Origin of the sequence: Pseudomonas sp. UBA1879, from assembly GCF_002338065.1 — a bacterium.
Lineage (GTDB): Bacteria > Pseudomonadota > Gammaproteobacteria > Pseudomonadales > Pseudomonadaceae > Aquipseudomonas.
Genome location: NZ_DDHJ01000011.1, coordinates 1 through 26,642 on the forward strand (window position 1 = coordinate 1; position 26,642 = coordinate 26,642).

The 26,642-nt window shown below is 60.5% G+C and carries 20 protein-coding genes and 4 tRNA genes; 11 read left to right on the forward strand and 13 right to left on the reverse strand.

Annotated elements, in window-relative coordinates; all coding sequences use genetic code 11:
* On the forward strand, positions 1 to 529 hold a 529-nt coding region (locus B3N48_RS10535; RefSeq protein ID WP_296183092.1), incomplete at its 5' end, for a transposase.
* A 59-nt stretch (positions 530 to 588) separates the two neighbouring features.
* On the opposite strand, the gene B3N48_RS10540 is transcribed toward B3N48_RS10535, so the two are convergent.
* Both B3N48_RS10540 and B3N48_RS10545 read right to left on the reverse strand, forming a co-directional pair.
* Positions 589 to 1,389, reverse strand: coding sequence for a class II aldolase/adducin family protein (locus B3N48_RS10540; RefSeq protein ID WP_296183094.1), 801 nt, complete (start codon positions 1,387 to 1,389; stop codon positions 589 to 591).
* Positions 1,390 to 1,513: 124 nt separating this feature from the next.
* Positions 1,514 to 2,419 (reverse strand): LysR family transcriptional regulator, encoded by a 906-nt coding sequence (locus B3N48_RS10545; RefSeq protein ID WP_296183097.1) that lies wholly within the window; start codon positions 2,417 to 2,419, stop codon positions 1,514 to 1,516.
* 190 nt (positions 2,420 to 2,609) lie between these two features.
* On the opposite strand from B3N48_RS10545, the gene B3N48_RS10550 reads away from it, so the two are divergent.
* The 5 genes from B3N48_RS10550 to B3N48_RS10570 all read left to right on the forward strand — a co-directional run bounded on the left by B3N48_RS10550 (position 2,610) and on the right by B3N48_RS10570 (position 8,626).
* A complete protein-coding gene (locus tag B3N48_RS10550; protein WP_296183102.1) occupies positions 2,610 to 3,218 on the forward strand; it encodes a cysteine dioxygenase in 609 nt (202 codons plus the stop codon).
* Positions 3,215 to 4,795 (forward strand): rhodanese-related sulfurtransferase, encoded by a 1,581-nt coding sequence (locus B3N48_RS10555; RefSeq protein ID WP_296183104.1) that lies wholly within the window; start codon positions 3,215 to 3,217, stop codon positions 4,793 to 4,795. Before B3N48_RS10550 ends, B3N48_RS10555 begins: the two co-directional genes overlap by 4 nt.
* A gap of 244 nt (positions 4,796 to 5,039) precedes the next feature.
* Positions 5,040 to 6,050, forward strand: coding sequence for an ABC transporter substrate-binding protein (locus tag B3N48_RS10560; protein ID WP_296183106.1), 1,011 nt, complete (start codon positions 5,040 to 5,042; stop codon positions 6,048 to 6,050).
* Positions 6,051 to 6,077: 27 nt separating this feature from the next.
* Complete coding sequence (locus B3N48_RS10565; RefSeq protein WP_296183108.1) at positions 6,078 to 7,445, forward strand: LLM class flavin-dependent oxidoreductase; 1,368 nt, start codon at positions 6,078 to 6,080, stop codon at positions 7,443 to 7,445.
* Complete coding sequence (locus B3N48_RS10570; protein ID WP_296183111.1) at positions 7,442 to 8,626, forward strand: acyl-CoA dehydrogenase family protein; 1,185 nt, start codon at positions 7,442 to 7,444, stop codon at positions 8,624 to 8,626. The genes B3N48_RS10565 and B3N48_RS10570 overlap by 4 nt, the downstream gene beginning before the upstream one ends.
* Positions 8,627 to 8,799: 173 nt before the next feature.
* Here the strand turns inward: B3N48_RS10570 and B3N48_RS10575 are convergent, their stop codons facing one another.
* Positions 8,800 to 11,106: a molybdopterin guanine dinucleotide-containing S/N-oxide reductase gene (locus B3N48_RS10575; RefSeq protein WP_296183115.1), complete on the reverse strand. Its 2,307-nt coding sequence runs from the start codon at positions 11,104 to 11,106 to the stop codon at positions 8,800 to 8,802.
* Positions 11,107 to 11,156: 50 nt separating this feature from the next.
* A complete protein-coding gene (locus B3N48_RS10580) occupies positions 11,157 to 12,128 on the reverse strand; it encodes an ABC transporter substrate-binding protein (RefSeq protein WP_296183562.1) in 972 nt (323 codons plus the stop codon).
* Between the two features lie 331 nt (positions 12,129 to 12,459).
* Here B3N48_RS10580 and B3N48_RS10585 point away from each other — a divergent pair, with 331 nt between their 5' ends.
* Positions 12,460 to 16,548 (forward strand): DEAD/DEAH box helicase, encoded by a 4,089-nt coding sequence (locus B3N48_RS10585; RefSeq protein ID WP_296183117.1) that lies wholly within the window; start codon positions 12,460 to 12,462, stop codon positions 16,546 to 16,548.
* Positions 16,549 to 16,691: 143 nt separating this feature from the next.
* Here B3N48_RS10585 and B3N48_RS10590 read toward each other — a convergent pair.
* From B3N48_RS10590 to B3N48_RS10605, 4 genes are all read right to left on the reverse strand, one after another.
* A tRNA-Gly gene (locus B3N48_RS10590) sits at positions 16,692 to 16,767 on the reverse strand.
* 3 nt (positions 16,768 to 16,770) lie between these two features.
* Positions 16,771 to 16,846: transfer RNA gene (locus B3N48_RS10595), tRNA-Glu, on the reverse strand.
* A gap of 102 nt (positions 16,847 to 16,948) precedes the next feature.
* Positions 16,949 to 17,024 (reverse strand) — tRNA-Gly (locus B3N48_RS10600).
* A gap of 2 nt (positions 17,025 to 17,026) precedes the next feature.
* Positions 17,027 to 17,102: transfer RNA gene (locus B3N48_RS10605), tRNA-Glu, on the reverse strand.
* 264 nt (positions 17,103 to 17,366) lie between these two features.
* Here B3N48_RS10605 and B3N48_RS10610 point away from each other — a divergent pair.
* A complete protein-coding gene (locus B3N48_RS10610) occupies positions 17,367 to 18,140 on the forward strand; it encodes a hypothetical protein (protein WP_296183119.1) in 774 nt (257 codons plus the stop codon).
* 187 nt (positions 18,141 to 18,327) lie between these two features.
* On the opposite strand, the gene B3N48_RS10615 is transcribed toward B3N48_RS10610, so the two are convergent.
* Entirely contained in the window at positions 18,328 to 18,810 is a 483-nt protein-coding gene (locus B3N48_RS10615; protein WP_296183120.1) for a GAF domain-containing protein, read from the reverse strand.
* A complete protein-coding gene (locus tag B3N48_RS10620) occupies positions 18,807 to 19,700 on the reverse strand; it encodes an ATP-binding protein (protein ID WP_296183122.1) in 894 nt (297 codons plus the stop codon). The genes B3N48_RS10615 and B3N48_RS10620 overlap by 4 nt, the downstream gene beginning before the upstream one ends.
* A 102-nt stretch (positions 19,701 to 19,802) precedes the next feature.
* On the opposite strand from B3N48_RS10620, the gene B3N48_RS10625 reads away from it, so the two are divergent.
* Complete coding sequence (locus B3N48_RS10625; protein ID WP_296183125.1) at positions 19,803 to 22,127, forward strand: hybrid sensor histidine kinase/response regulator; 2,325 nt, start codon at positions 19,803 to 19,805, stop codon at positions 22,125 to 22,127.
* A gap of 60 nt (positions 22,128 to 22,187) precedes the next feature.
* Here B3N48_RS10625 and B3N48_RS10630 read toward each other — a convergent pair whose 3' ends face one another.
* The gene (locus B3N48_RS10630; RefSeq protein WP_296183128.1) at positions 22,188 to 22,673 is read right to left on the reverse strand and encodes a glutathione peroxidase; all 486 of its coding nucleotides are present in this window, start codon (positions 22,671 to 22,673) and stop codon (positions 22,188 to 22,190) included.
* A gap of 85 nt (positions 22,674 to 22,758) precedes the next feature.
* Positions 22,759 to 23,157, reverse strand: coding sequence for a peptide-methionine (R)-S-oxide reductase MsrB (msrB, locus tag B3N48_RS10635; RefSeq protein ID WP_296183129.1), 399 nt, complete (start codon positions 23,155 to 23,157; stop codon positions 22,759 to 22,761).
* Positions 23,158 to 23,350: 193 nt separating this feature from the next.
* On the opposite strand from msrB, the gene B3N48_RS10640 reads away from it, so the two are divergent.
* Both B3N48_RS10640 and htpX read left to right on the forward strand, forming a co-directional pair.
* Complete coding sequence (locus B3N48_RS10640) at positions 23,351 to 24,562, forward strand: pyridoxal phosphate-dependent aminotransferase (RefSeq protein ID WP_296183132.1); 1,212 nt, start codon at positions 23,351 to 23,353, stop codon at positions 24,560 to 24,562.
* Between the two features lie 283 nt (positions 24,563 to 24,845).
* Positions 24,846 to 25,733, forward strand: a complete 888-nt coding sequence (htpX, locus tag B3N48_RS10645) for a protease HtpX (RefSeq protein WP_296183133.1) — start codon at positions 24,846 to 24,848, stop codon at positions 25,731 to 25,733.
* Positions 25,734 to 25,926: 193 nt separating this feature from the next.
* Here the strand turns inward: htpX and B3N48_RS10650 are convergent, their stop codons facing one another.
* Positions 25,927 to 26,583: a thiopurine S-methyltransferase gene (locus B3N48_RS10650; RefSeq protein WP_296183135.1), complete on the reverse strand. Its 657-nt coding sequence runs from the start codon at positions 26,581 to 26,583 to the stop codon at positions 25,927 to 25,929.
* Positions 26,584 to 26,642 lie beyond the last annotated feature (59 nt).

Below are 26,642 nucleotides of genomic sequence, written 5' to 3' on the forward strand. Positions count from 1 at the left end.
CCGACGCCGTATTCAGCAGGCCCAGGAGACGGAAGTGCTGGATGCCTACAAAGAACTCAATGCCAAGCTCAAGGAAATGATCACTGCCGTAGAGAAGCGCATCGCCGCGCAGAGCGCACAAGTCGATGCCAAACTGATGGAGCGTCTTCGCTCGATCAAAGGGCTCGGCCCGGTGACGATCAGCAGCCTGTTCTGCTATCTGCCTGAGCTGGGTGATCTGAGTAGTGGCCAAGTGGCCGCGTTGGCTGGCGTGGCGCCCTACAACAATGACAGTGGGGCCAAACAAGGCATCCGACGGATCTACGGCGGAAGATCCAGACTACGTCGAGCGGTGTACATGACCGTGTTGGTGATGATCCGCTACAACGAAGATTTCAAAGCCCGTTACGCCCGCCTGCGGGCGAATGGGAAATGCGCAAAGGTTGCTTTGGTCGCGTGCATGCGCGTGTTGCTGGTCAGGTTAAATGCCATGGTCCGCACTGGCGAACCATGGAAAGACCAACTGGCCGTTGATCGAAGGGGGAGTTAAAGACAGTTGGCTCACTCCCATAGGTAAGCAGTCCACCGGTATCTGCTGTCAGGCCCTTTCTACTCCTTGTAAGCCGTCCCCTGCCGATCCAGCTCGCGAATCAGCGCATTCCAGTGACGCGCCACGCCAGGCCCGTTGCCGTCCTGAAAAACCTTGGCCTGTTCCTCGACCTTCTTCACCACTTCCTGGGGCGGGAAAATCAGCTCGGCATTGCCCGACGCCTGCGCGGCGATCTGGATGTTGCAGGCGTATTCCAGGTTATGCAGTTGCTTGAATGCGTGTTCGACACTGATACCCGCCGTCAACAAGCCGTGATTCCTCAGGATCATCACGCTCTTGTCGCCCAGATCCGCCACCAGCCGTTCACGTTCGCCCAGATCCTGAGCGATCCCTTCATAGCCGTGATAGGCCACGCGCCCCGAAAACCCCAACGAATGCTGGGAAATCAACAGCAGCCCGTTCTTCTGCGCCGACACCGCTACCCCATCCCGGGTGTGGGTGTGCAAGACCGCTTGCAGATCGGGGCGAGCAGCATGGATAGCGCTGTGGATCACATAGCCTGCGTTGTTGATGCCCAAACCGGTAGGGTCATCGACGATGGTGCCGTCGATGTCGACCTTGACCAGATTCGACGCGGTGATTTCGTCGAACAGCAAACCAAAGGCGTTGATCAAAAAATGCTCGTCAGGCCCCGGGACCCGCGCCGAGAAGTGGGTGTAGATGTGGTCGGTCCAGCGCTTGAGTGCGGCGATGCGATAGGCCGCCGCAAGCTTGACCCGCACCTCCCACTCTTCCGGGGTCACCCGATCGCGGACACTGCGGGTACTGGCTGGAACGGGCAAAGAACTGACACTGCTCATGCATGACTCCCTGACGGTCTCGACTAGACGAATCAGGGCAGCCTATGCGCGATGGAAAATGTTTAAAAAGCACATTTTCCTCTAAGCTAATTATCAATATTTTTTATTTAGCGCCGCGCCTGCTTCACGCCGCCTCGCGCGCCTGCCGTAACGCATCGGCCACCAGACGCCCAAAGGAAGCCACCGGGCCTTGTAAATTCCCGAGGAATCGTGGGTAGATCAGCCACAGGTCCATCACCGGTTTGAAGTCCTTGAGCGGCACTACCGCTAACTGATCATGGTGCACGCTGCGTTCGAATAAAGGCCGCGGCACCAGTCCTAATCCCATGCCGTCCGCCACCAGACCCAATTGAAGCTCAGTGCCGAAGGTCTCCAGATTGACCTTGAGCCCCAGGCCTTGATCGGCCAACGTGCGTTGCAACCCCGCACGAAAACCGCAACCGTCCGGGTTGAGAACGAAGCCCTGGTCGTAGCAATCCGCGAGTTTGATTGCCTTTTTCGGCTGATGCTCCTTGGCGCAGACCACCACCAACTCCATCTTGCCGATGGATTCGCCAATGATGCCTTCGGGGAAAATCTTGCCCGCCGGGAACAATGCGGCGGCGGCATCGAGCTCGCCGTTTTCGATCTTGCCGATCAGATGACTGCCCCACCCCGTGACGACCTGGGCACGCAATTCAGGGAACTGCCCGCGCAGATGCTTGAGCGCATCGAGCAGCACCACGTCGCCGATGGTTTGCGGCACACCCAAACGCAACAGGCCGCTGGGCGGGGTGTCGCTGGCAACGAGTTCACGCAACGAATCCATTTCCCGCAGAATCGCCAGACATTTCTGATACACCTGCACGCCCATGGCCGTCGGCTTGAGGGGCTTGGTATTACGGTCGAACAGCTCGACGCCCAAGGCCTGCTCGAAGTTCTGCACGCGACGGGTGATCGCAGGCTGTGTCAGGTCCAGGGTTTCAGCGGCATGGCTGATCGACTGGCAGCGAATCACCGCCACAAAGGCGTCGATGTCATCAATTTTCATTCGGTTCGCACATGAAAAACGGAGGGAAGATAGGCAAAAAGCATAATTCCAAATGTGCCGGATGGATACCCCGCGAATGTGCCGTGCGGTTATCAAATGCTTTTTCGTTATAACCTAATCATCAATAAATAGCATATTAAGCGCGGGCATTATGCTTATATTGTCTACTCAAACCTGCCGTGGAGCCTCTATGACTCAACCCCGACACCCCGAGCGCCTGCGGGAATTCATTGGCGCGCTCGCTGAATTGATCGACAGCAACCCACGCGAAGGTGACCTGCTGCACCGGGGTGGCAAACTGCTGGGTCAACTGGTGCGCTACGACGACTGGCTGCCGGATGAATTCGCCATCCCCGATCCTACGCGCTACCAGCAATTTCTGCTGCACGCCGATTCCCGTCAGCGTTTTTCCATCGTCAGTTTCGTCTGGGGGCCGGGTCAGAGTACGCCCATTCATGACCATCGCGTCTGGGGGCTGATCGGTATGTTGCGGGGCGCTGAATACTCGCAGGGCTTCGCCCGCAGCGCGGCGGGACGGCTGGAGCAGGAAGGCCCGGCGATTCGTCTCGAGCCCGGTCATGTCGAAGCACTGTCCCCGCGCAACAACGACATTCATCAGGTCAGCAACGCGTTCGATGACCAAGTGTCGATCAGCATTCATGTGTATGGCGCCAATATTGGTGCTGTTAAACGCGCTGTCTATCAACCGGACGGCAGCGAGAAACTGTTCATTTCCGGCTATTCAAATGCCTATCTCCCGAACATCTGGGACCTGTCCAAAGAGAACCACGCCCAATGACCCCTAGCACCCGATCATTCGCTGACATCCGCAACGCCTTGCTGAATAAAGAAGAAGTCGCGCTGGTGGACGTGCGCGAAGAAGCGCCTTTCGCCGAAGCTCACCCGCTGTTTGCGGCCAATATCCCGCTGTCGAAACTGGAGTTGGAAGTGTTGTCACGCATCCCACGCCGTGACACCGCAATTACCCTCTATGACAACGGCGAAGGCTTGGTGCAGCCGGCCCTCTCGCGCTTGTGGGACCTGGGCTACACCCACGTCGCGCTGCTCGAAGGCGGTCTGCAAGGCTGGCGCGAAGCGGGCGGCGAACTGTTCATCGATGTCAACGTCCCGAGCAAGGCTTTTGGCGAACTGGTCGAACATCACCGTCACACCCCGTCGCTGGCCGCCGAGGAAGTCAAAGCGCTGCTCGACAGCAAAGCCGACGTGGTGGTGCTGGATGCCCGCCGCTATGACGAATACCAGACCATGAGCATTCCCACCGGCGTCAGCGTGCCGGGCGCCGAGCTGGTGCTGCGCGCTCGCGAACTGGCACCGGACCCCAATACCCGCATCATCGTCAACTGCGCCGGACGCACCCGTAGCATCATCGGCACGCAGTCGCTGGTGAACGCAGGTCTGCCGAACCCGGTTTCCGCCCTGCGCAATGGCACCATCGGCTGGCTGCTGGCGGGCCAGACGCTGGATCACGGCCAGTCGCGACGCTTTGCCGAGGTCAGCGAGCAGACCTTGGCGGTCGCTCGCGAAGACGCTCGCAAGGTGGCCGACAAAGCCGGGGTAAAACGCGGCGAGCGTTCGAACCTGCAGACGTGGCAAGCCGAGGCCGCGCGGACGACATACCTGTTCGACGTGCGCACCCCCGAGGAATTCGAGAGCGGCCACTTGCCGGGCGCGCGTTCAACCCCGGGTGGCCAGTTGGTGCAGGAAACCGATCACTACGCCAGCGTGCGCGGGGCGCGCATTGTGCTGGTCGATGACGACGGCGTCAGGGCCAACATGTCGGCGTCATGGCTGGCGCAGCTGGGCTGGGAGGTCTACGTGCTCGACGATCTGCGCCCGCAGGATTTCAGCGAGAAAGGCGCCTGGAATGCGCCGATCCCGACGCCCTGGCAGGCCGAAGAAATCACCCCTGACACCCTCCGCCACTGGCAGGCGCACGGCAGCGTCGCGGTGCTGGATTTTACCGCCAGCGCCAATTACGTGAAGCAACATATCCCGGGCGCCTGGTGGACCTTGCGTGCCGACCTGTCAAACGCGCTGCGTAAAATCCCTGCCGCTGAGCAGTACGTCCTCACCTGCGGCAGCAGCAAGCTGGCGCGACTGGCCGTGCCGGAGGTCGAAGCGCTCACCGGCAAGCCGGTGTTTCTGCTCAAGGACGGCACTGCCAGCTGGGTCAACGCCGGATTCGAACTGGAAAGCGGTGAAACCCGCCTCGCCTCCCCGCGTATCGATCGCTATCGCCGTCCCTATGAAGGCACCGATGCGCCGCGCGAAGCGATGCAGGCGTATCTGGATTGGGAGTTTGGCCTGGTGGAGCAACTAGGCCGGGATGGCACCCATGGGTTCAAGGTGATTTAAACGGTACTGCCGTTCCGTAGGAGCGCGCCTGCCCGCGCGCTCCTGCGATCTGGCGTGCATGTTGAAACCACACTTAATTAAAATATTGCATATTAAAGACTTCGAAAATTACCCAATTACATAATTAGCATATAACCAAACGATTCTTCTCAAGCGTTTCTTATAGGCATAAGGTCATAACCCTGAGGCCGACCCCCTGCCAGGCGGAGGCAACGAACCCTTTCCGAGCCTGGAGACACGCTTCATGTCCGCCCCTATTTTCAAATCGCTGCACCTCAAAAAGCTCCTGTTGGGTGCGCTGTTGACGTTGTCTGTCGGTCAATACAGCCAAGCGGCCGACGCGTTGCAACCGCTGCTGGTCGCCAATCAGAAATCCGCACTGAAGGTCTTGCTGGAAGTTTCCGGCGAGCTGAAAAACGTGCCCTACGAAATCAAATTCTCCGAATTCCCGTCTGCCTCCCCCTTGGGTGAGGCTCTGAACGCCGGTGCGGTGGATGTCGGTGCTCTGGGCGATGCGCCCTACGTATTCGCGCTGGGGGCTGGCGGCCCGTTGAAGGTGATCAGCATTACCCACGTCGACGGCCGCTACACCACTGCACTGATCGTGCGCAACGACTCGCCGGTTAAATCCGTGGCCGACCTCAAGGGCAAACGTATTGTCACCGGCCGCGGATCGATTGGCCATTACCTGGCGATTCGCGCCCTCAACGAAGCAGGCTTGAAAACCGGCGACGTCAACTTCGTTTATCTGCTGCCAAGCGAGTCGCGGCTGATCCTCGACAACGGCGACGCTGACGCCTGGGCCACGTGGGCGCCCTACACCACCGTCGCCACGCAGAACGGCGCGCGCATTTTGCCCAATGGCCCGGACCTGCTGACCAATCATTCCTACCTCGCGGCTACCAGCAAGGCGATCAGCGAAAAACGCGCGCAGCTGGACGATTTCGTCGTGCGTCTCGATCGCGCCTACCGCTGGGTCAACGCCCATCCCAAGGAATACGCCGCCGCTCAGACCAAAGTCACCGGCCTGCCGGTCGAGGTCCATCTGGCGGTCAACCAAGACACCAAAATGGAGCGAGTCAGCATTGACGACAGCGTGATCAAGGGCCTGCAGAACACCGCAGACATCTACCAACGCGAGGGCATTCTCAACAAACACGTCGACGTGTCCCACGGTTTCGACTCCAGTTTCAACGCCATTCGCCTCGCCGCTGAACAGGCCGCCGAGAAAACCGATGCCCAGGCGGCGCGCTAAGCGACCGACATTCAGGAGAGCATTCCCATGAGCACACCTCGACAACTCAAATTCGGCGCCATGGTTCATGGCGTGGGTCATGGCTGGGGTGAATGGCGTCACCCCGATGCCCAGGCCGACGCCAGCACCAATTTCCAGTGGTACAAGGGCCAGGCGCGCCTGGCCGAAGACGCGAAATTCGACTTCGTGTTCATCGCCGATAGCCTGCACATTCACGAGAAATCCAGCCCGCATTACCTCAACCGTTTCGAGCCGCTGACGATCCTTTCCGCACTGGCCGCGACCACCTCGAAGATCGGCCTGGTGGCGACGGTCACCGTCAGTTATACCGAGCCGTTCCAGGTCGCTCGCCAATTCTCGTCGCTGGACCACATCAGCGGTGGTCGCGCTGGCTGGAACATCGTCACGTCGTGGCTCAGCGGCACTGCGGAAAACTTCAGCAAAAGCGAGCACCCACCCCATGCCGTGCGCTATCGCATCGCCAAGGAACACGTCTCGACGGTCAAGGGCCTGTGGGATTCCTGGGAGGACGACGCCTTTACGCGCAACAAACAGACCGGTGAATTCTTCGACCGCGACAAGCTGCATTCGCTGAATCACAACGGCGAGTTCTTTCAGGTCAAAGGCCCTCTGAACATCGCGCGGTCGCGTCAGGGTCAGCCGGTGCTGTTTCAGGCTGGCACCTCGGAAGACGGCCGTCAGTTCGCTGCTGAATATTCCGACGCCATTTTTGTCCACGCGGAGTCGTTTGAAGAGTCAAAAGCCTACTATGCCGACCTCAAACGGCGCGCCAAGGGCTTTGGCCGCAACCCTGACGCGCTGTCGATCCTCCCCGGCATTCGGCCGATCGTGGGCCGGGATGCAGACGAGGTGGAACGCCGCTATCAACAGGCCGTTGAATTGGTGAGCATCGAGGACGCTATCGTCGCGCTGGGTCGCCCGTTCAACGATCACGACTTCACTCAATACCCGCTGGACGCGCCGTTCCCTGACCTCGGCGACCTGGGGTCCAACAGCCAGAAAGGTGGCTCTGACCGCATCAAGCAGCAGGCGCGGGAGCACAACCTGACGTTGCGTCAGGTGGCGCTGGATTTTTCCCGGCCTCGTCGCGAATTCGTTGGCACACCGGAGCAGGTCGCCGACCAGATTCAGCACTGGTTCGAGAACGGCGCCAGCGACGGGTTCATCATCAATTCGCTGCTGCCCGATGGTTTGCAGTACTTCACCGAGCTGGTGATTCCGGTGCTGCAACAACGCGGGCTGCAACGCAGGGACTACGCGGGATCGACGCTGCGGGAACATCTCGGGCTGCAATTCCCGGTCAACCGCTACACCGCCGCACGTGAAGACGCCGCACAGCCCGCCCCATTGCCAAAAGCGCAGGCCTCGGCATGAGCGCAGGTCTGAATCGACAGGCAATCGCGGCGGACGTCGAGTCGGACGAGGGGTTTCGTGCACGCTTGCGCGACATCACTCAACGTCTGGCGCACACCGCCGCGCGTTATGACGAGAGTGGCGAGTTTCCACACGACAATTTCCGCTTGCTGCATGAGCACCATTTGCTCGGTCTCACCGTTGCGCAATCGCTGGGTGGCGGTGGCGCGGACCTGAAGCGGGCGCAGCAGGTGATCAGTGCCGTCGCCCGGGGTGAGCCGTCCACGGCGCTGATTCTGGTGATGCAATACCTGCAACATGCGCGGCTGCAAACGACCCCGAACTGGCCGGAGCACCTGCGTCGGCGAGTCGGGCTTGATGCGGTGAACAACGGCGCGCTGCTCAATGCCTTGCGTGTCGAGCCCGACCTCGGCTCGCCCTCGCGGGGCGGGTTGCCCGCCACCACCGCTCGGCGCACGGCAGAAGGCTGGCGGCTCAGCGGACAAAAGATCTACTCGACGGGCAGCCACGGCCTGACCTGGTTCAACGTCTGGGCGCGCAGTGACGACGAGGATCCGCTGGTGGGCGTCTGGCTGGTGCGCAAGGACAGCCCCGGCGTGACCATCGTCGAGGATTGGGACCACCTGGGCATGCGCGCGACCTGCAGCCATGAAGTGGTGTTCGACGACGTGCTGGTGCCCCTGGACCAGGCCGTCAACGTCAGCCCCGCCCGCCTGGTGCAACCGGAACTGGACGCCGCCGGGCTGCTGTGGATGTCGGTGTTGCTGTCATCGGTTTACGACGGCATCGCCCAATCAGCGCGGGACTGGCTGGTGGAATTCCTGGAGACCCGTACGCCCTCGAACCTTGGCGCCTCGTTGTCGACCTTGCCGCGTTTTCAGGAAGCCGTTGGCCACATCGACACGTTGCTGTTCGCCAACCGCACCCTGCTCGACGCCGCTACTCACGGCCTGACACCCGCCCACCACGCGGCGCAGATCAAATACCTAGTCACCGCCAACGCCATCCGCGCCGTGGAACTGGCAATCGAAGCCACCGGCAACCCCGGCCTGTCACGCAACAACCCGCTGCAACGGCACTACCGCAACGTCGTGTGTGGCCGGGTGCACATGCCGCAGAACGATGTGGTGTTGCAGGGGGTTGGCAAAGCGGTGTTTGCGAGAAGAAAGCCTCAGGTCTGATCGCACGGCTTGCCCCGTGCGTCGCCTGTGAAAATGAGTTTGCTCACGAAGGCTGTCTCTCAGACGCTGAAATGGCGGCGACTGCACTGGCGTCTTCGTGAGCAAGCCCCTGCGAGTTGCGCAGCGCAGGGGGCTCGGTGGCACCCGCTATAAACGCTGAAACCCTGACACCCCTAGAAGCCCTCAGCCCTCCAGCCCACCATGACCGGCGGCTCAAACGCCGTGATCTCCGGCACCGGCCCGCTCCATTTCTCGACCTCCACCGATGCCGTTTGGGCTGCGCAGCCTTGTGACAGGCTTGACGCGCCAACGTCTTCGGTCACGACGTTGGGATTGCCGTGCTTTTCCAGGCAGCCCGGCTGCGCTTTGTTCAGCGGGTCGAACCAGGCGCCGGTGGCGATTTGCGCCACGCCAGGCCGAATGTCATCGGAGACGATCACTCCCGCCAGAAACGCCCCACGCTGGTTCCAGACCTTGACCACATCACCTTCAGAAATGCCCCGCGCGTCGGCGTCTTGACGATTGAGGGTCAGCGGTTCTCGCCCTTGCACCTTCGAGGCCTGACTGTACGCCCCATGGTCGTACTGACTGTGCAAGCGGGTTTTCGGCTGGTTCGACAGCAGGTGCAGGGCGAACGGCGTGGCCGGTTTGTCGAGCCACACGGGGTGGCCAGGGCAATCGGTATAGCCGAAGCCGGCGATGCGCTCGCTGAAGATTTCGATCTTGCCTGAGGGCGTCGGCAGCCGGTGGTTCTCCGGGTCATCGCGAAACCCCTGAAGCAGCACGGTATCGTTCGGCGGGTAGTCGATTTCGAACAGCCCGTCGCGCCAGAACTGATCGTAGTCGGGCAGCGTAATGCCGAAGCTGTCGGCCCGCTGACGAGACTCCTCATACATGAAGCGCAGCCATTGTCCCGCATCGCGTCCTTCGGTGAAGACCTCCTCGAACCCCAGACGCCGGGAGAGGTCGGCGAGAATCGAATAATCGTCCCGCGATTCACCCACCGGTTCGATGGCCTGCTTCATGGCGATCATGTAGCGGTCCGACGCCGCGCTGCCAATGTCGTCACGCTCCAGCGCAGTCGTCGCGGGCAACACGATATCGGCGTACTTGGCCTGAGCCGTCCAGTATTGCTCGTGGACGATGATGGTCTCCGGACGCGCCCAGGCTTCCAGCAAACGATTCAGGTCCTGGTGATGATGAAAGATATTGCCCCCGGCCCAGTACACGAGGCGAATGTCCGGGTAATGCAGGCGCTGGCCGTTGTAGTCGAAGGGCATGCCGGGGTTGAGCAGCATGTCGGTGACCCGCGCCACCGGGATGAAATCCTTCACCGCATTCATACCTTGCGAGAAACGCGGACCGGAAAACGCCTTGCGTCCGCTGCCCGTGTTGTTCATGCAGCCATAGCCCAACCCGAACCCGCCGCCCGGCAGGCCGATCTGGCCGAGCATCGCGGCGAGGGTCACCGTCATCCAGAACGGCTGCTCGCCATGCACCGAGCGCTGCAGCGAATAGGCAACGTTGATCATCGTGCGCTTGCTCGCCATTTCCCGCGCCAGGGTGGTGATGCGTGCGGCCGTAATGTCTGTCAGCGCGGCGGCCCACTCCGGCGTCTTGGCGATGCCGTCCACGCGCCCTTGCAGGTAGTCGATGAAGCGCGCGTGGCCCACCGTATAGCGTTGTAAAAATCCTTCGTCGTGCAGCCCCTCCTCCACCAGCACCCAACATAGCGCCATCATCAACGCCGTATCGCTGCCGGGCCGCACGGCCAGCCATTCGTTGTGTTCAGGGCCCTGCAAATCGTCCCGCAACGGGCTGACATTGACGAACTTCACCCCGGCCTCGGCCATTCGCCGAATGCCGCCTTCGACCAGGTGATCGCTCGCGCCACCAGGGCTGCACTGGGCGTTTTTCACCGGCAGCCCGCCGAACGCGACAAACAGCTCGCACTGTTGCGCCAGGTTCTGCCAGGAGGTGTGCGCCGCCAGCAGCCAATCCATGTTGCCGACGATGTGAGGCATCAGCACCCGGCCGGCGCCGAGGCTGTAGCTGTCGACGCTGTACACGTAGCCGCCAAAGCCGTTGAGGAAACGGTGCAGTTGACTTTGTGCGTGGTGGAACCGCCCAGCGCTGCCCCAGCCGTAGCTGCCGCCGAAAATGGCCTTGTTGCCGTGCTCGCCCTTGACCCGCGACAGCTCGCTGGCGACCAGCTCTAGCGCCGTTTCCCACGGCACTTCGACGAACGCCTCCTGCCCACGTAGATGGGGGCTGCGCAGCGCCGGGTGATCGCCGAACCGTTCGAGAAAACTGCGACGCACCGCCGGACGACGAATCCGCGTAGGCGAATCGATGGCGCGTGGAATCGAGGCGCCAATGGGCGACGGGTCGGCATCCCACGGCACCGGCTCCATGGCGTCGAGTCGTCCATTCTCCACGCGCGGACGATAGGCGCCCCAATGCATCGACGTGAAACTCATGCCCCGAACACCCCCAAAGTCTGACCCCTCATCCAACGCATGACGCGGCACTAACGCTGCGCTTGTGCAGCGGCCGTCCCGGACGTCCCGAGTACGGCGCTGAACGAATCGTCGAACACAGTGGCAGCCGGATAGGATTTCGTCAGCCCTTCTTTGTTGAAAAAGTCGATGGTTTGCTGGGCCTGAACGATGGACTTCGGGGAGATGGGCTCGACCGTGGTGGCCGAACGCTCGAACCAGCCCCGCGCCACGTCAGGATCAGCCTTGCTCAACCCCGCCCAGGCGGTGGCGTAGGTATCGGTGTTTTGCTTGCTGGCGACCGACCAGGCGCGGGCTTTTTGCAAACGCTGGATGAAGTCGGTGATCTGCGCGCGTTTGTCTTTGATCGCTTTGTCGTTGGCGACAATGAAGCTCTGCGCGGGAATCAATGCAGTGGCCGTCGCCAGCACGTGCGCGCCCTGCCGCTCCTGTTGAATGACGTAGGGGTCCCACGTGGCGATGGCGTCCACTGAACCGCCATCCAGCGCGTGGGAGGCATCCAGCGCGCTCAAATAGCGGTACTCCACGGCGTCTCGCGGCACGCCGGCTTTGTCCAGCGCGGTGAGCATCAATTGCTGGCTCCATGAGCCTTTCCAGATTGCCAGGCGCTTGCCCTTGAGGTCGGCCACCGACTTGATCGTGGAATCCTTGCCGACGACGATGGCCACGCCGTCGAGATTCTGCCGAGAAATACCGATGACCTTGATCGGCGCTCCCAACGCGCCTAGGAACAGCACCGGCGCATCGCCGAGCAGGCCGACGTCCAGCGCGCCGACGTTCAGTGCCTCGGCCACCGGCGAACCGGCGGTGAATTGCTTCCACTCCAGCGTATAAGGCAGGTCGGTCAGCACCCCCGCCGCTTCCATGACCGTACGGGCGCCGTAACTCTGGTCGCCGACGGTCAAGTCAGCGGCGTGGGCGGACGCCAGGAAAGCGGAAAAAACAAGGGCGGGAAAGGCGTTACGCCGCAGCAGGGTTTTGATCGACACGAGCAATCTCCACAGAGGCTCCATTGGAACCGGTTCATCAATATGAGTACCGGTCCGCCTGTGCGGTCGCCGACTGTTCGCCCATGCCGAGCGCGATGCTCATGGGCGGTATAGAACCCTAACACCCGCTATAACATTCAATAAATTCATTAAAGTTATAAGTAAATATACCTATTCATCATTACGAATCGGCCTCCCACAAAACCATTGCGCACGGCGCTCTCTGGATTGCTGATCGACAAGACAGGGGGACTGAGGAAAAATGCCGCCTTTGTCTCGGGGCAGATTGTTTCCCCTGATGACCCATCGCTTCATGAGGTCTTGCATGCCCACGTCCGCTATCACCCCGGAACACATTCCCGATCACTGCATGGCGGTCCTGTTCGGATTGGTGACGGCGTTTCCCGGCAAAGGCGCAAGCTCACTGCTCAAGCTGCTGCGCGGGGCGGGCACACGCGATGACGACGGCCGCTTGCTGGACGCCGAAAGCCTGTCAGCGCTCCTTGAGTCGCTGATGCGTGAAGGTTGGGTCGAGGTGGAAGAGCGTCCTGAAGGGCGCTATTTCGCCGTCACCGCGGAGCGCCGAAATCGCGTATTGCTAAGCCTCTTGAATTCACCCGACTGCACCACCTGGCTGCAGGAAATTTTCGACAGCCTGCCGACGCTCAGCGCATGGCAGACCCCATCCAGGTCTCGAATCCTGCAGGACATGTGGTTTTTTCTACTGAGCGGCAACCCGGCTGACCTGGCGGAATCACTGCAGCTGGCGACCCCTTTATTCCTGCTACCCAAGTCGCCCGTGGAACACCCGATGTTTTCGTTGCAGCGCGACCCGGAAGGCCTGCAGGTTTTCGCCGAGCTCGGCGAAAGCATGCAACGGCTGCTGCTGGAGGATCATCTCAATCTGCTCAACGGCCACCTTGGCCCCGCCGGACGGGCGTACTCGATGGCGCTGCGTGAGATGGAGGTCCGGCCTGATCGGGCGTTGGCGGTGGAATTGTCATTGCAGGCCTTGTGGCGCGGTGACTGGGACACCCTCGAATACGTGGAAATGGAAGAGCTCGCTCTGCTGCATCAGACGATCCACCTGATGCTCCGCGGCCAGGTGAGCGACACCCTGATCCTGCTGCGCAGCTGGCTTGCGGAAATGCGCAGGCTCACCAAGAAACGCAAGGTCGATCTGCCCCCGGTTCTCAACGTCTTTTACTGTTTGGCCCTGTTTACCGAGAACGACCCGAAACAGCGCACCGCGCTCAAGCAAGCGATCGCCCATGGTGAAAAAGAACGTTTGGGGGACGCCTATAAGGTATTGCCCTCCCTGCTGGGGCAGTTGGCGGGGGAAAAGTCATTGCCCCTGGCCTCCTTCAACACCCTCACACTCAATGGGCTGGATGGCCTGCTGGCCGCCATCGCCTTGTACTGGCTAGACGCCTCGGTCACGCGAAGCGAAACGTGGCGCGTGCGGCTGGAAAGCTACCGCGATGAGCTTTTACGGGATGAATACCTGTGGCTGGCGGCGGAATTCGACGCCTTGATCGCCATGCAATTCGGCAAGCCCCGGCAACTCGCCGCGCTGCATCAGACCGCTGGTTTGCGTCCGTTGGTCACTCTCCTGCGTCGCCAGGAAGCCTGGGAGCATGCCCTCAGTGCGCTGGCCCAGCTTCGGCCAGGCAAAGCACCGAGCACACCCGCTCCCGCTGAGAAAACCACGCGACTGGCCTGGAGTCTGTTCCTCGATGACTACTGGGAAAAAATCGAGCCTCGGGAGCAGAAGCGCAGCGCCAAGGGGCTGTGGAGCAGCGGGCGGGCCGTTTCGCTCAAACGCCTGGTGGAAGATGGCCCGGCCATGGATTTCCTGTGCGAGCAGGACCGTCAGGCTATCAGCGCCATTCAGGTCAGCCATCACTACAGCCGACCTGATTACGAACTCCCCGCATCCAAGGCCCTACCCCGCCTGATCGGCCACCCGGCCGTGTATTGGCAAGACGCCCCCGACGTGCGCATCGACCTGCAGGCGGGGCAGGCCTCCCTGCATCTTCAAGCCAACGACGAGCAGATTCGCGTGCACCTGGAGCCGCAGGGTCTCCTTCAGGCCGGCGAAACCTTGGTGCAGAAGGAAACCACGACACGCCTGCTGATTTATTCAATCAATCGCGAACTGCGCAAAATCGCCGAAATCGTCGGTGACGGCCTGGTCGTGCCCACGTCGGCCAAGGAACAGTTGATCGAGGCCATCAGCGCCATCGCGCCGTTGTTACCGATCCATTCAGACATTCCGGAACTCACGGGCGACCTCGACCGGGAACCCGCCGACACTCGCTTGTACGCGCATTTGCTGCCCTTGGCCGAAGGCTTGCGCCTGCAACTGCTGGTGCGTCCGCTCGCCGACGGCAGTTGGTTCCGTCCTGGCCATGGGGCAGAAAACCTGCTTGGCGAACGCGATGGCAAGCCCCTGCAGGTGTCGAGGGATCTGGCCGGCGAGCGGCATACGCTGGAGCAAGTGCTGCAGGCCTGCCCCGGACTCGCCAACGCCGATACCGATGGCCAGGAGTGGCAGCTGGATCAACCGCAGCATGCTTTGCAATTGCTGAGCGAACTGCACGCGCTGGACGGCGAGCAACTGCACTGCATCTGGCCGGAAGGCGAACGGATGCGGATCAAGGCACGAACCGGGTTGCGGCAGCTCACGCTCGGCTTGCGCCAACAGGGCGACTGGTTCGTCGTTCAGGGCAACATCACCCTCGACGATGGCAAGGTGCTTCAACTGCGCGAGTTGCTGGAGCTGCTCAAGGCCAGTCCGGGGCGCTTCCTCAAGCTCAACGAGCGCGACTGGCTGGCCCTCGACGACAACCTGCGCAAGCGCCTCGATGAACTGGCGCACCTGGCTGACAAAATCACCGATCAGGGACTGCGCCTGAGCCCCTTGACCTCGCCGCTGCTGGCCAATCTGGCTCAGGAAGTGGGGCAATTCGAGGCCGACGCCAGTTGGCAGTCTCACCTTGAGCGGCTGCAATCCTTGCGTGACTACCAGCCACAGGTGCCCGGCACCCTGCAAGCCGAGCTGCGCGACTACCAACACGACGGCTTTGTCTGGCTCTCGCGCCTGGCCCATTGGGGCGTCGGTGCCTGTCTGGCGGATGACATGGGATTGGGCAAGACCGTGCAGACCCTCGCCCTGCTCTTGCAGCGCGCCAGCCTCGGGCCTCAGTTGGTCGTGGCGCCGACGTCGGTGACGCTGAATTGGCAGACGGAATGCCTGCGCTTCGCCCCGAGCCTTCGCGTGCGAGTCTATCAACAGCAACGCAGCCTCGCCGACCTCGGGCCGGGGGATCTGGTCGTCGTCAGCTATGGGCTATTGCAGCTGGACACCGAAGCCTTCACCGCGCAGCACTGGAACAGTGTCGTGCTGGACGAAGCGCAGGCGATCAAGAACGCTCAGACCAAACGCTCGCAGTCAGTCATGGCCTTGCAAGCCGACTTCCGCATGGTCGCCACGGGCACCCCGTTGGAAAACCATCTGGGCGAGCTGTGGAACCTGTTTCGCTTTATCAACCCTGGCTTGCTTGGCAGTCAGGAAAGCTTCGCCGCCCGCTTCGCCACCCCCATCGAGCAAGGTGACGCTGCGGCACGTCGGGCACTGAAAGCGTTGATCCAACCCTTCATTCTTCGTCGCCTGAAAAGCCAGGTGCTCGAAGAGCTTCCGGCCCGAACCGAAATTACCTACAAGGTGCCGCTGTCGGACGAAGAAGCGCATCAATACGAAGCGTTGCGGCGACAAGCCGTGGACAACCTGTCGCGCCTCGACCCGCAGGCCGGGAGATCCATGCAGGTGCTGGCGGAAATCACCCGCTTGCGCCGCTTCTGTTGCCATCCGTCACTGGTCCTGCCCGGCTCCTCACTGCAAAGCAGCAAACTGGAGGCCTTCAAGGAAATCGTCGACGAACTGCTGGAGAATCGCCACAAGGCCCTGGTCTTCAGCCAGTTTGTCGATCACCTCAGCATCGTTCGCAGCTGGCTCGATCAGCAGGGCATCGCGTATCAATACCTCGACGGCTCCACGCCCACCAAAGAACGGCAGAACCGCGTCAACGCTTTTCAGGCCGGTGTCGGTGACATCTTTTTGATCAGCCTCAAGGCCGGTGGCAGCGGTTTGAACCTGACAGCGGCGGATTACGTGATCCACCTCGATCCTTGGTGGAACCCGGCGGTGGAAGATCAGGCCAGTGACCGTGCCCATCGCATGGGCCAGCAACGCCCGGTGACGATCTACCGACTGGTGACCGAAAACAGCATCGAAGAACAGATCGTCGGCCTTCATGGGCAAAAGCGCGATCTGGCGGACAGCTTGCTGGACGGCGGGGAAATCAGCGCGAAGCTGGACGCAGATGCGCTGTTGGAGTTGCTGAAGGGCTAGTGGCGAACGTGAGGGCGGTCAGGTCTGCACCTACCTGACGGCCTCACCTGTTCGTGGCGTATAGAGGCGGGTGAAGGCGATGACCTGACCACCAAAACGCGCGCATAAAAAAACGCCGCTCTGGTGAGCGGCGTTTTTGAATTTGGAGCGGGAAACGAGACTCGAACTCGCGACCCCGACCTTGGCAAGGTCGTGCTCTACCAACTGAGCTATTCCCGCAAATGGCGTCCCCTAGGGGACTCGAACCCCTGTTACCGCCGTGAAAGGGCGGTGTCCTAGGCCACTAGACGAAGGGGACACTGCCTGAAACACCATGGTGTTGTGTTTCAGTTCCAGACTCACAGCCGAAGATGTGTTCTGGTTTCACTCAACCCTGCCCTTAGGCAAGGCTGCTTAAAATTGGAGCGGGAAACGAGACTCGAACTCGCGACCCCGACCTTGGCAAGGTCGTGCTCTACCAACTGAGCTATTCCCGCATTGGCGTCCCCTAGGGGACTCGAACCCCTGTTACCGCCGTGAAAGGGCGGTGTCCTAGGCCACTAGACGAAGGGGACACGCTACAACATTCACTCCCTGCTACGCGCCGCTGTGTGCTTTACGCTGCAAGTGGCGCGCATTCTATGGATGGTTAGAAGGGTCGTCAACCCCCCAATGAAAATTTATTCAAATCAATGACTTCGCCCTCTATTTCAGCCCACCATGGCCGATATCTACCGAGAAGAAAGCGCTTCTATATAAAGTGGCGCGACCAGCGCCCTTCCCGTGCCAGTGCATAGCCACTACACTCGCGCACAATCAACTAGATCGAGGTTTGTACGGTGACACCACTGATTATCACCCTGATGGTTGTAGCAGGCATCGTACTCTTGATCGCGATCGGCTACCTGAACCACGTCGCCGAGCAGAAAAAGGTCGAGCGCGCCCGCACCCTCGTCGAGCTCAACGATCGCCTGCGCCGCTGCAGCGAGTTGTCCGAAACCTTTCCCGGCCAACTCATGACCCCTGCCCTCAAACTGCTGCTCGTGCGGCTGGAATTGAACGTGGTCAAGCGCCTCATCGCCTTGGAGCGACGCCACAATCCGGCGATTCAGGAGCACGAAAAAGAATTGGAAGCACAGGTCGCCCAAGGCGACAACATCAAGATCAGCAACCCGACCAGCCCGATTCAGACCGAAGCCAAGGCCAAGGACGTGCGTTTCCTGCTCGAAGCGATGCACGGCCAGGTCACCCGCGCGGCCCACGACGGCTTCTTGCAAACGGCGGAAGCCAAGCATTGGGTGCGCGAGATTCGCAGCATGCTGGTCCTGCTGCATATTGAGTTCTTCAATAACCTGGGCCAGGCCGCATTGAACCAGGAACAGCCTGGGCAAGCGCGTCTGGCCTTTGAGCGCGGCGTTCAATACCTGAAGAATCAGCCAGAACCGGCTCCGTGGAAGACCCATCTGCAAGCGATGGAGCGCCAGTTGGCGCGTGCCAATGCCATGGTGCTCGACACCATCGCCCCGACGGAAGACGATCATAACGAATTGACCGAAGGGCTGAAGGCGGACGACGCCGATGCCGAATGGAAGAAGAAGGCCATCTACGACTGATGGCTGACGGCTCAGCGCATAAACGCGCGCTCACCGTTGAGCTGCGTCAGATGCCGTTTTAGGGGTGCCGCCACATTTATGTAGGAGCGAATGAATTCGCTCCTACAGGTGGATACGCGTCAGGCCCTGCTTCTCGCTTCCACAATCGAATGCATGTCAACGCCTAGCCAAAGCGCCGCCGCTCATCTCAGCAGTCAGTCAATCGCAGAAAAATCGCCGCCAATGCTTCGATCCCCGCCTGATCCGCTTCGCTGAAACGCGCCAGGCTTGGACTGTCCAGGTCCAACACCCCGATCAAACGCCCTTCCTTGACCAACGGCACGACCAGTTCGCTATTGGAGGCACTGTCACAGGCGATGTGGCCGGGGAATTGGTGCACGTCCAGCACGCGTTGGGTCTCGCGACTTTGGGCTGCCGTGCCGCACACGCCTTTGCCGAACGGAATCCGCACGCAGGCGATCTGCCCCTGAAACGGCCCCAGCACCAACTCCTCGTTACGGTTCAGGTAAAAGCCGGCCCAGTTCAAATCATCCAGCTGGGTATAAAGGAAGGCCGAAAACTGCGCGGCGTTGGCAATGAAATCGCGCTCGTCAGTCAGCAGCGATTCCAATTGCGCGGACAGCAGACGATAGCCCTCAAGGCCTTCGCCCGCCGCATTCAAATCAATCATGGATGTTGCTCCAGCATTTTCAAACCGACCCAATAACGGGCGAACTGATAGGCACAACGGCCATTGCGGTTGCCGCGCCCGGTCGCCCAGCGCACGGCCAGAATGTCGAGTTCATGGTCGCGCTGCCATTGCAATCCGGCCTTGGCCGCCAGTTCGCCGATCCAGTGTTCCACCACGTCCAGGAAATGCTCCTGAGTAAAGGGGTAGAACGACAGCCACAGCCCGAAGCGATCGGACAGGGCGATCTTGTCTTCCACAGCCTCGCTCGGATGGATTTCGCCATCGTCGCCGCGCTGCCAGTGGGCATTGTCGCTTTCTTTTTCCGGTACCAAATGGCGACGGTTAGAGGTGGCATAGAGCAAGACGTTGTCTGGCGCCTGCTCCAGTGAGCCGTCGAGTACGCTCTTTAGCACGCGGTAATCCCCCTCGCCGGACTCGAACGACAGGTCGTCGCAAAACAGCACGAAACGCTGCGGTAACTTCTGCAATTGCTCGACCACCCGCGGCAGGTCACCCAGGTGATCGCGTTCGATTTCAATCAGACGCAGACCGGCTTTGGCATGCTCGGCCAGCAACGCGCGCACCAGCGATGATTTACCTGTTCCTCGCGAGCCCCACAACAAGGCGTGGTTGGCGGGCAAGCCATCGATGAACTGCTGGGTGTTGCGGCCCAGCTGCTCGCGCTGCAGGTCGACCCCGATCAGATCGGAAAGGCGCATGTCCAGCGTCACGTCCAGGGGCATCAGGTAACCGCTGCGCCCTTCACGCACCCAGCGCGCGGCGAGCGATTGGCCCCAATCCACCGGTTCACGTACCGCTGGCAGCAACGGTTCGAGTCGCGCCAGCACCGACTCGGCGCGCTCCAGAAATGCGTTCAATCGAGAATCCACGACTTCTCCTTCATTTAGCGGGTTAAAGGCGTTGTGCGATCAGCTATGCTTGGCCCGCAATGGACACATGAAGTGCAAGTGCCCTATGGATCAAGCGCCCCTATGGATATCCGACTGACCCACCGTCTGTCATACAAACAAGTCCGTTTGACCGTTCTGGTCGGCTTTCTGTTGGGAACGCTGTTCAGCTTGGTGCAAATTGCGATCGATTATGCCAGCGAAGACGCCTCTATCGATCGTGAAATTCGCTCACTGCTGCAAATCAGCCACAACCCGGCCTCCCGCATCGCCTATAACATTGACGCCGAACTCGCGCAGGAATTGACCCTCGGCCTGCTGCATTCACCTGCTGTAGTCAGTGCGCGACTGACCGATAACAACAATCTGTTGCTGGCATCGGTCAAACGCCCCATGGCCGAAAGCCCGTATCGCATGCTGAGCGATGGGCTGTTCGGCAAGAGTCGACGGTTCGTCGACGTCCTGCACCTGGACCACATGCCCAACGAAGCCATCGGCACGTTAGTGCTGGAAGTCGATACGTTCGCCTTCGGCAGTCACTTTCTGCAGCGGGCGGAAATTACCCTGCTCAGCGGCTTTTTTCGCAGTCTGGTGTTCGCCGGGATTCTGATGGCGCTGTTTTACCTGACGCTGACAAAGCCCCTGACAGGGGTCATCCGGGCGCTGTCCAGCCGCGATTCGCGCAGCCCTGCACAAGCGCCCCTGCCCTACCCACCCGGCCATGAAAACGACGAAATCGGCGTGCTGGTGCAGGTCGCCAATCAGCAGTTCGAAAACGTCGCCAGCGAATTCAGCCGCCGCAGGGACGCGGAAAATCGCCTCACCGAACACCTCAACGAGCTGGAAAATGTGGTGTCGGCCCGGACCCAGGAACTTAAGTCCAGCAACGCGCGGCTCAGCCTGTCCAACGAAGAATTGCAAGTCGCCCGCAGTACGGCACTGGACATGGCCCATGCCCGTTCGGCGTTTCTGGCGCACATGAGTCACGAGATCCGCACGCCGCTCAACGGCCTGCTGGGCATGCTGGCCCTGTCGCTGGACGGCCCGCTGAGTGCGGAACAGCGTCAGCAACTGTCGATTGCCCATGACTCGGGCAAGGTACTGGTGGAATTGCTCAATGACATCCTCGACCTGTCGAAATTCGATGCCGGGCAACTGGAGCTGGAGTGCATCCCGTTCGACCTCGGCACCCTGATCGAAGACACCGCCAACCTGCTGTCCCAGAACGCTGCGCCCAATGTCGAGCTGACGTGCCTGATCGATCCAGGCTTTCCAGCGCTGGTGTCAGGCGATCCAACCCGAGTGCGGCAGATCGTCAGCAACCTGCTGTCCAACGCGCTGAAATTCACCCGAGCCGGTCGTGTCGACATGCGCCTGAGTCAACACGACGGCAATGTGCGCATTGAGGTGTGCGACACCGGTATCGGCATCCCGCAAGACGCGCAGGCGAGAATTTTCGAGCCGTTCACACAAGCCGAAGCGGCGATCACTCGACAGTACGGCGGAACGGGGCTGGGGCTGACCCTGACGCACAATTTGTGCAAAGCGATGCATGGCCAGTTGAACATCGAATCCAATCCCGGGGTCGGCAGCCGTTTCTATGCCGACCTGCCGCTTCCCGCTCACACCCCTGCGCCCGTATGGCCTGCGCTGAAGGGCCGCGTGGTGGTCGCCAGTCCCCAAGGCAGCGGCCTGACGGAACTGCTCAGCCGCCTGCTGCCGGAATGGGGCATCGACTACCGGCACTTTTCTGCCAACGAATCGCAGCCGGCTGTGCAGCCTGATCTGGTGATCACCGACTGCCCCGAGTGCCTGGTGGGCATGCGCCCCGGCACCGGGATTCCGATACTGCTGGTGACGGCGTATGGCAATTTCATGCCGGGCGAACAGGTCGTCGCCATGGCACCGCTGCAGCAACAGGCGCGTCCGTTATCACGTCAGGTCTTGCACCAGGCGCTGCGCAAGAGCCTGGACGTTGAAGGCATGCTGACCGGTGATCGCCTGCCGAGCCTGCAGCCAATACCCCACCGGGCGCGCATTTTGCTGGTTGAAGACAATCCGGTGAACCAGCTGGTGGCCAAGGGCATGCTGAGCAAACTGGGCTGCGAGGTGGTGGTCTGCAGCCACGGCGGCGAGGCACTGCAGCAATTGGAGCGCAGCCGATTCGACTTGGTGCTGATGGACTGCAACATGCCGGTGATGGACGGCTATGAAGCCACGCGGCTGATTCGTCAGAGCGGCAAGTGGCCAGACCTGCCCATCATCGCCCTGACCGCCAACGCCATGCCCGACGAGCGGGACCATTGCCGAAATGCGGGAATGAACGACTATCTGGCCAAGCCCTTTCACAAGGAAGAGTTGATTAACCTGCTGGATCAGTGGGCGGGCGCTTCGAGCGTCAAGCTTTGAGCGACAAGCTGATCAGCGCCTGGCTGGCTTGCCGCTTGAAGCTCAAGGCTCGTGGCGGCTTTATCCGAGCAACGCTTCGATGTCCGACTTCAAATCTTCCGGCTTGGTCAACGGGGCGTAACGCTTCACCCGTTTGCCGTCGCGGCCGACGAGGAATTTGGTGAAGTTCCACTTGATGCGCTCGGAGCCCAGCAGGCCTGGCGCTTGTTTCTTCAGCTGCACAAACAGCGGGTGGGCATTGCTGCCATTGACGTCGATCTTCTTGAACAACGGAAAACTGACCCCGTAATTCAGCTCGCAGAACTCGGAAATCGCGCCTTCGTTGCCCGGCTCTTGTTTGCCGAACTGGTTGCAGGGAAAACCCAAAACGACCAGCCCACGATCCTTATAGGTCTGCCACAGTTCTTCGAGGCCTTTGTATTGCGGGGTGAAGCCGCATTTGCTGGCCGTGTTCACCACCAGCACCGCCTTGCCTGCGTAATCGGAGAGGGTCTTTTGCTCGCCCTTGATCGTCTGCACCGGGATGTTCAGCAACTGTTCGCTCATGGCCACGCCTCGAAAGCAACAAACCGCTAAATTAGCGCGCCATTGGTTGGCGCGCCATCCAATTATTCTGCGTGATATCCCAGCATCAGGCCTCGCGAGGCACCAGGTCCAGGCACACCGAGTTGATGCAGTAGCGCAGCCCGGTCGGCGGCGGGCCGTCGGGGAAGACGTGGCCCAAGTGAGCGTCGCACTTGGCGCAGACGACCTCGGTGCGGATCATGCCGTGGCTCACGTCGCGCACTTCCACCACCGCACTGCCTTCAATCGGCGCATAAAAGCTCGGCCAGCCGCAGCCGGAATCGAACTTGGTGGTGGAATCGAACAGCGCTTCGTTGCAGCAGATGCAGTGATAAACACCGGCGGTCTTGGTGCTGTTGTACTTGCCGGTGAATGGACGCTCGGTGGCCTTCAGACGGCAGACTTGATACTGCTCTGGGTCGAGCATCTGTTTCCATTCTTCGAGGGATTTTTCCAGCTTGTCCACGGGTACACCTCCACCATTCAAAAAGCCCGATCTGTGTCTTTTCCACGGGTCGGGTGGCACGTATGATTGCGCCTTCGTTGGACGCCAGTCTGTCACCGGCCTTCAAGGCATACAAATTCATTTTTGCTGGCGTCGTGTTCTGCGGTTCGCGCTCCTTTCCTACAGCGAATCCTTTTTTCCAGGATCAATCACCATGCAGTTCAGCAAATCGAACAAGCTCGCCAACGTCTGCTACGACATTCGCGGGCCCGTGCTCAAGCACGCCAAACGCCTGGAAGAGGAAGGCCATCGCATCCTCAAGCTGAACATCGGCAACCCGGCGCCGTTTGGTTTCGAGGCGCCGGACGAGATCCTGCAGGACGTGATCCGCAACCTGCCCACCGCCCAAGGCTACAGCGACTCCAAAGGCCTGTTCAGCGCGCGCAAGGCCGTGATGCAGTACTACCAGCAGAAGCAGGTCGAAGGTGTTGGCATCGAAGACATCTACCTGGGCAACGGCGTGTCCGAGCTGATCGTGATGTCGATGCAGGCGCTGCTGAACAACGGTGACGAAGTGCTGGTGCCAGCCCCCGACTACCCGCTGTGGACTGCGGCGGTGGCGCTGTCCGGTGGCAGTCCGGTGCACTATTTGTGCGACGAACAGGCTAACTGGTGGCCGGATCTGGACGATATCAAAGCCAAGATCACGCCGAATACCAAGGCCATGGTGATCATCAACCCGAACAACCCGACAGGTGCCGTGTACTCGAAAGAAGTGCTGCTGGGCATGCTGGAAATCGCACGCCAGCACAACCTGGTGGTGTTCTCCGACGAAATCTACGACAAGATCTTGTACGACGATGCCGTCCACATCTGCACGGCATCCTTGGCACCAGACCTGCTGTGCCTGACCTTCAACGGCTTGTCGAAGTCATACCGCGTGGCGGGTTTCCGCTCCGGCTGGATCGCCATCTCGGGCCCGAAACACAACGCCCAGAGCTACATCGAGGGCATCGACATCCTGGCCAATATGCGCCTGTGCGCCAACGTGCCGAGCCAGCATGCGATCCAGACTGCACTCGGTGGCTATCAGAGCATCAACGACCTGATCCTGCCCCCGGGCCGTCTGTTGGAACAGCGCAACCGGACGTGGGAACTGCTCAATGACATCCCCGGCGTCAGCTGCGTGAAGCCGATGGGCGCACTGTATGCGTTTCCGCGCATTGACCCGAAAGTGTGTCCGATCCACAACGACGAGAAGTTCGCGCTGGACCTGCTGCTGTCCGAGAAACTGCTGATCGTCCAGGGCACAGCGTTCAACTGGCCATGGCCGGACCACTTCCGCGTGGTCACCTTGCCGCGTGTGGATGACCTGGAAGCGGCGATTGGCCGGATCGGTAATTTCCTCAAGAACTACAAGCAATAACCCTCACCTGTAGCAGCGCGCGTGTCCGCGATGAGGTTGTGTCAGGCGCCGAATGCGTCACAGACGCAGCCTTCGCGGGCCGGCGCGCTCCTACGGCTAGAGGTGAACATGAAGCCTGTCGCGCCCCAACGCTCTACCCTCTCCTTCGCGCCGATGGTCCAGAATCACCACGGCGGCGCAAAACGACACAGTTTGAAATAGTCGCCCGGTTGAATACCCACCCACATCACCTTATATACCCCGCAACGCGTTACACATTCTTCACGAGGAGAAATTCCACACCATGATGCGCATCTTGCTGTTTTTGGCCACTAACCTTGCGGTCGTGCTGATAGCCAGCATTACCTTGAGCCTGTTTGGCTTCAACGGGTTCATGGCGGCCAACGGGGTTGACCTCAACCTCAATCAGCTGCTGATTTTCTGCGCCGTGTTTGGTTTCGCCGGCTCGCTGTTCTCGCTGTTCATTTCCAAGTGGATGGCGAAGATGAGCACCGGGACTGAAATCATCACCCAACCTCGCACCCGCCATGAGCAGTGGCTGCTGCAAACCGTCGAACAGCTGTCTCGCGAAGCGGGTATCAAGATGCCTGAGGTCGGGATTTTCCCGGCGTACGAGGCTAACGCGTTCGCCACCGGCTGGAACAAGAACGATGCCTTGGTCGCGGTCAGCCAAGGTCTTTTGGAGCGCTTTTCGCCGGATGAAGTCAAAGCGGTGCTGGCCCACGAAATTGGCCACGTCGCCAACGGCGATATGGTCACGCTGGCACTGGTCCAAGGCGTGGTGAACACCTTCGTCATGTTCTTCGCGCGGATCATCGGCAACTTCGTTGACAAGGTGATTTTCAAGAACGAAGAAGGTCGTGGCATCGCTTTTTATATCGCAACGATCTTCGCCGAAATCGTCCTGGGCTTCCTCGCCAGCGCCATCGTCATGTGGTTCTCGCGCAAGCGTGAATACCGCGCTGACGACGCCGGTGCCCGCCTGGCCGGTACGGGCGCAATGATCAGCGCCTTGCAGCGTCTACGCTCCGAACAGGGCGTGCCGGTGCAAATGCCGGAGAGCCTTACCGCATTCGGCATCAACGGCGGTTTGAAACACGGTTTGGCCGGTCTGTTCATGAGCCACCCGGCCCTGGAAGACCGCATCGAGGCGCTGCGCCGTCGCGGTTGATCCACCTGACACAGGCACAAAAAAAGGGCGACTTCGGTCGCCCTTTTTGTTCCAGCAATCTAGCAGACAACATCGCTCATCAGTGGCGTGAGCGTGCTCGCGAAGATTCAGATCGCCCGCCCCCCTTGCGGCAGTCAAACTGCCTCCCTTAGCAGGCTCATTCCGAAAGAGCTATGAAGCCCGAAGTCAGGCATCAGCGGCGAAATAACCGGTACGCATACTCCATCAGCCACGTCGCTCCGGCCTGTTTGAATTTGGGGCTCTGCTCCAGCACGTCCTCCTCACCTACCCTTTTTACCCGCCATTCCGGCGACAGCAGCTGCTGCACTTCGTCTTCGTCAACCGAGAACGGTGGGCCAGGGATTCGCGACTGCTCGTAATCGAGAGTGATCAGCAGTCCCCGGGAATCCTCAGCCAGCAGCCGATTCAACTGTTCCACATAACGCCAGCGCATCTCCGGCGGCAACGCGATCAATGCAGCTCGGTCATAAAACGCCGTGCACAGGCCTATATCGCCGGGTTTGAGCGCAAAATAATCGCCGCACCAGATTTCATGATTTGGGTCGCGATAGACGGTGAATGCACCTTGGATTTCGACCCGAGGCACGATGTTGCGCTCGCTGAAGTAGGCCTTGACCGCTTTTTCAGACAGCTCTGCACCGACCACGTGCAGGCCCTGTCGCACAAGCCAGCTCATGTCGATGGTCTTCCCGCACAGCGGCACAAATACCCGCTCCCCCGGCTTGACCCCCAACTCGTGCCACAGCGTCGCCAGATACGGATTCACCTCTGATTGATTGAAACCAATCTGATCGATCGCCCAACGCTCATGCCAAAACTGCGGCTCCATACACGCTCCTGATATTTCGATCAAATGGCACGAAAACTTATATTAGATTTAGATCATTG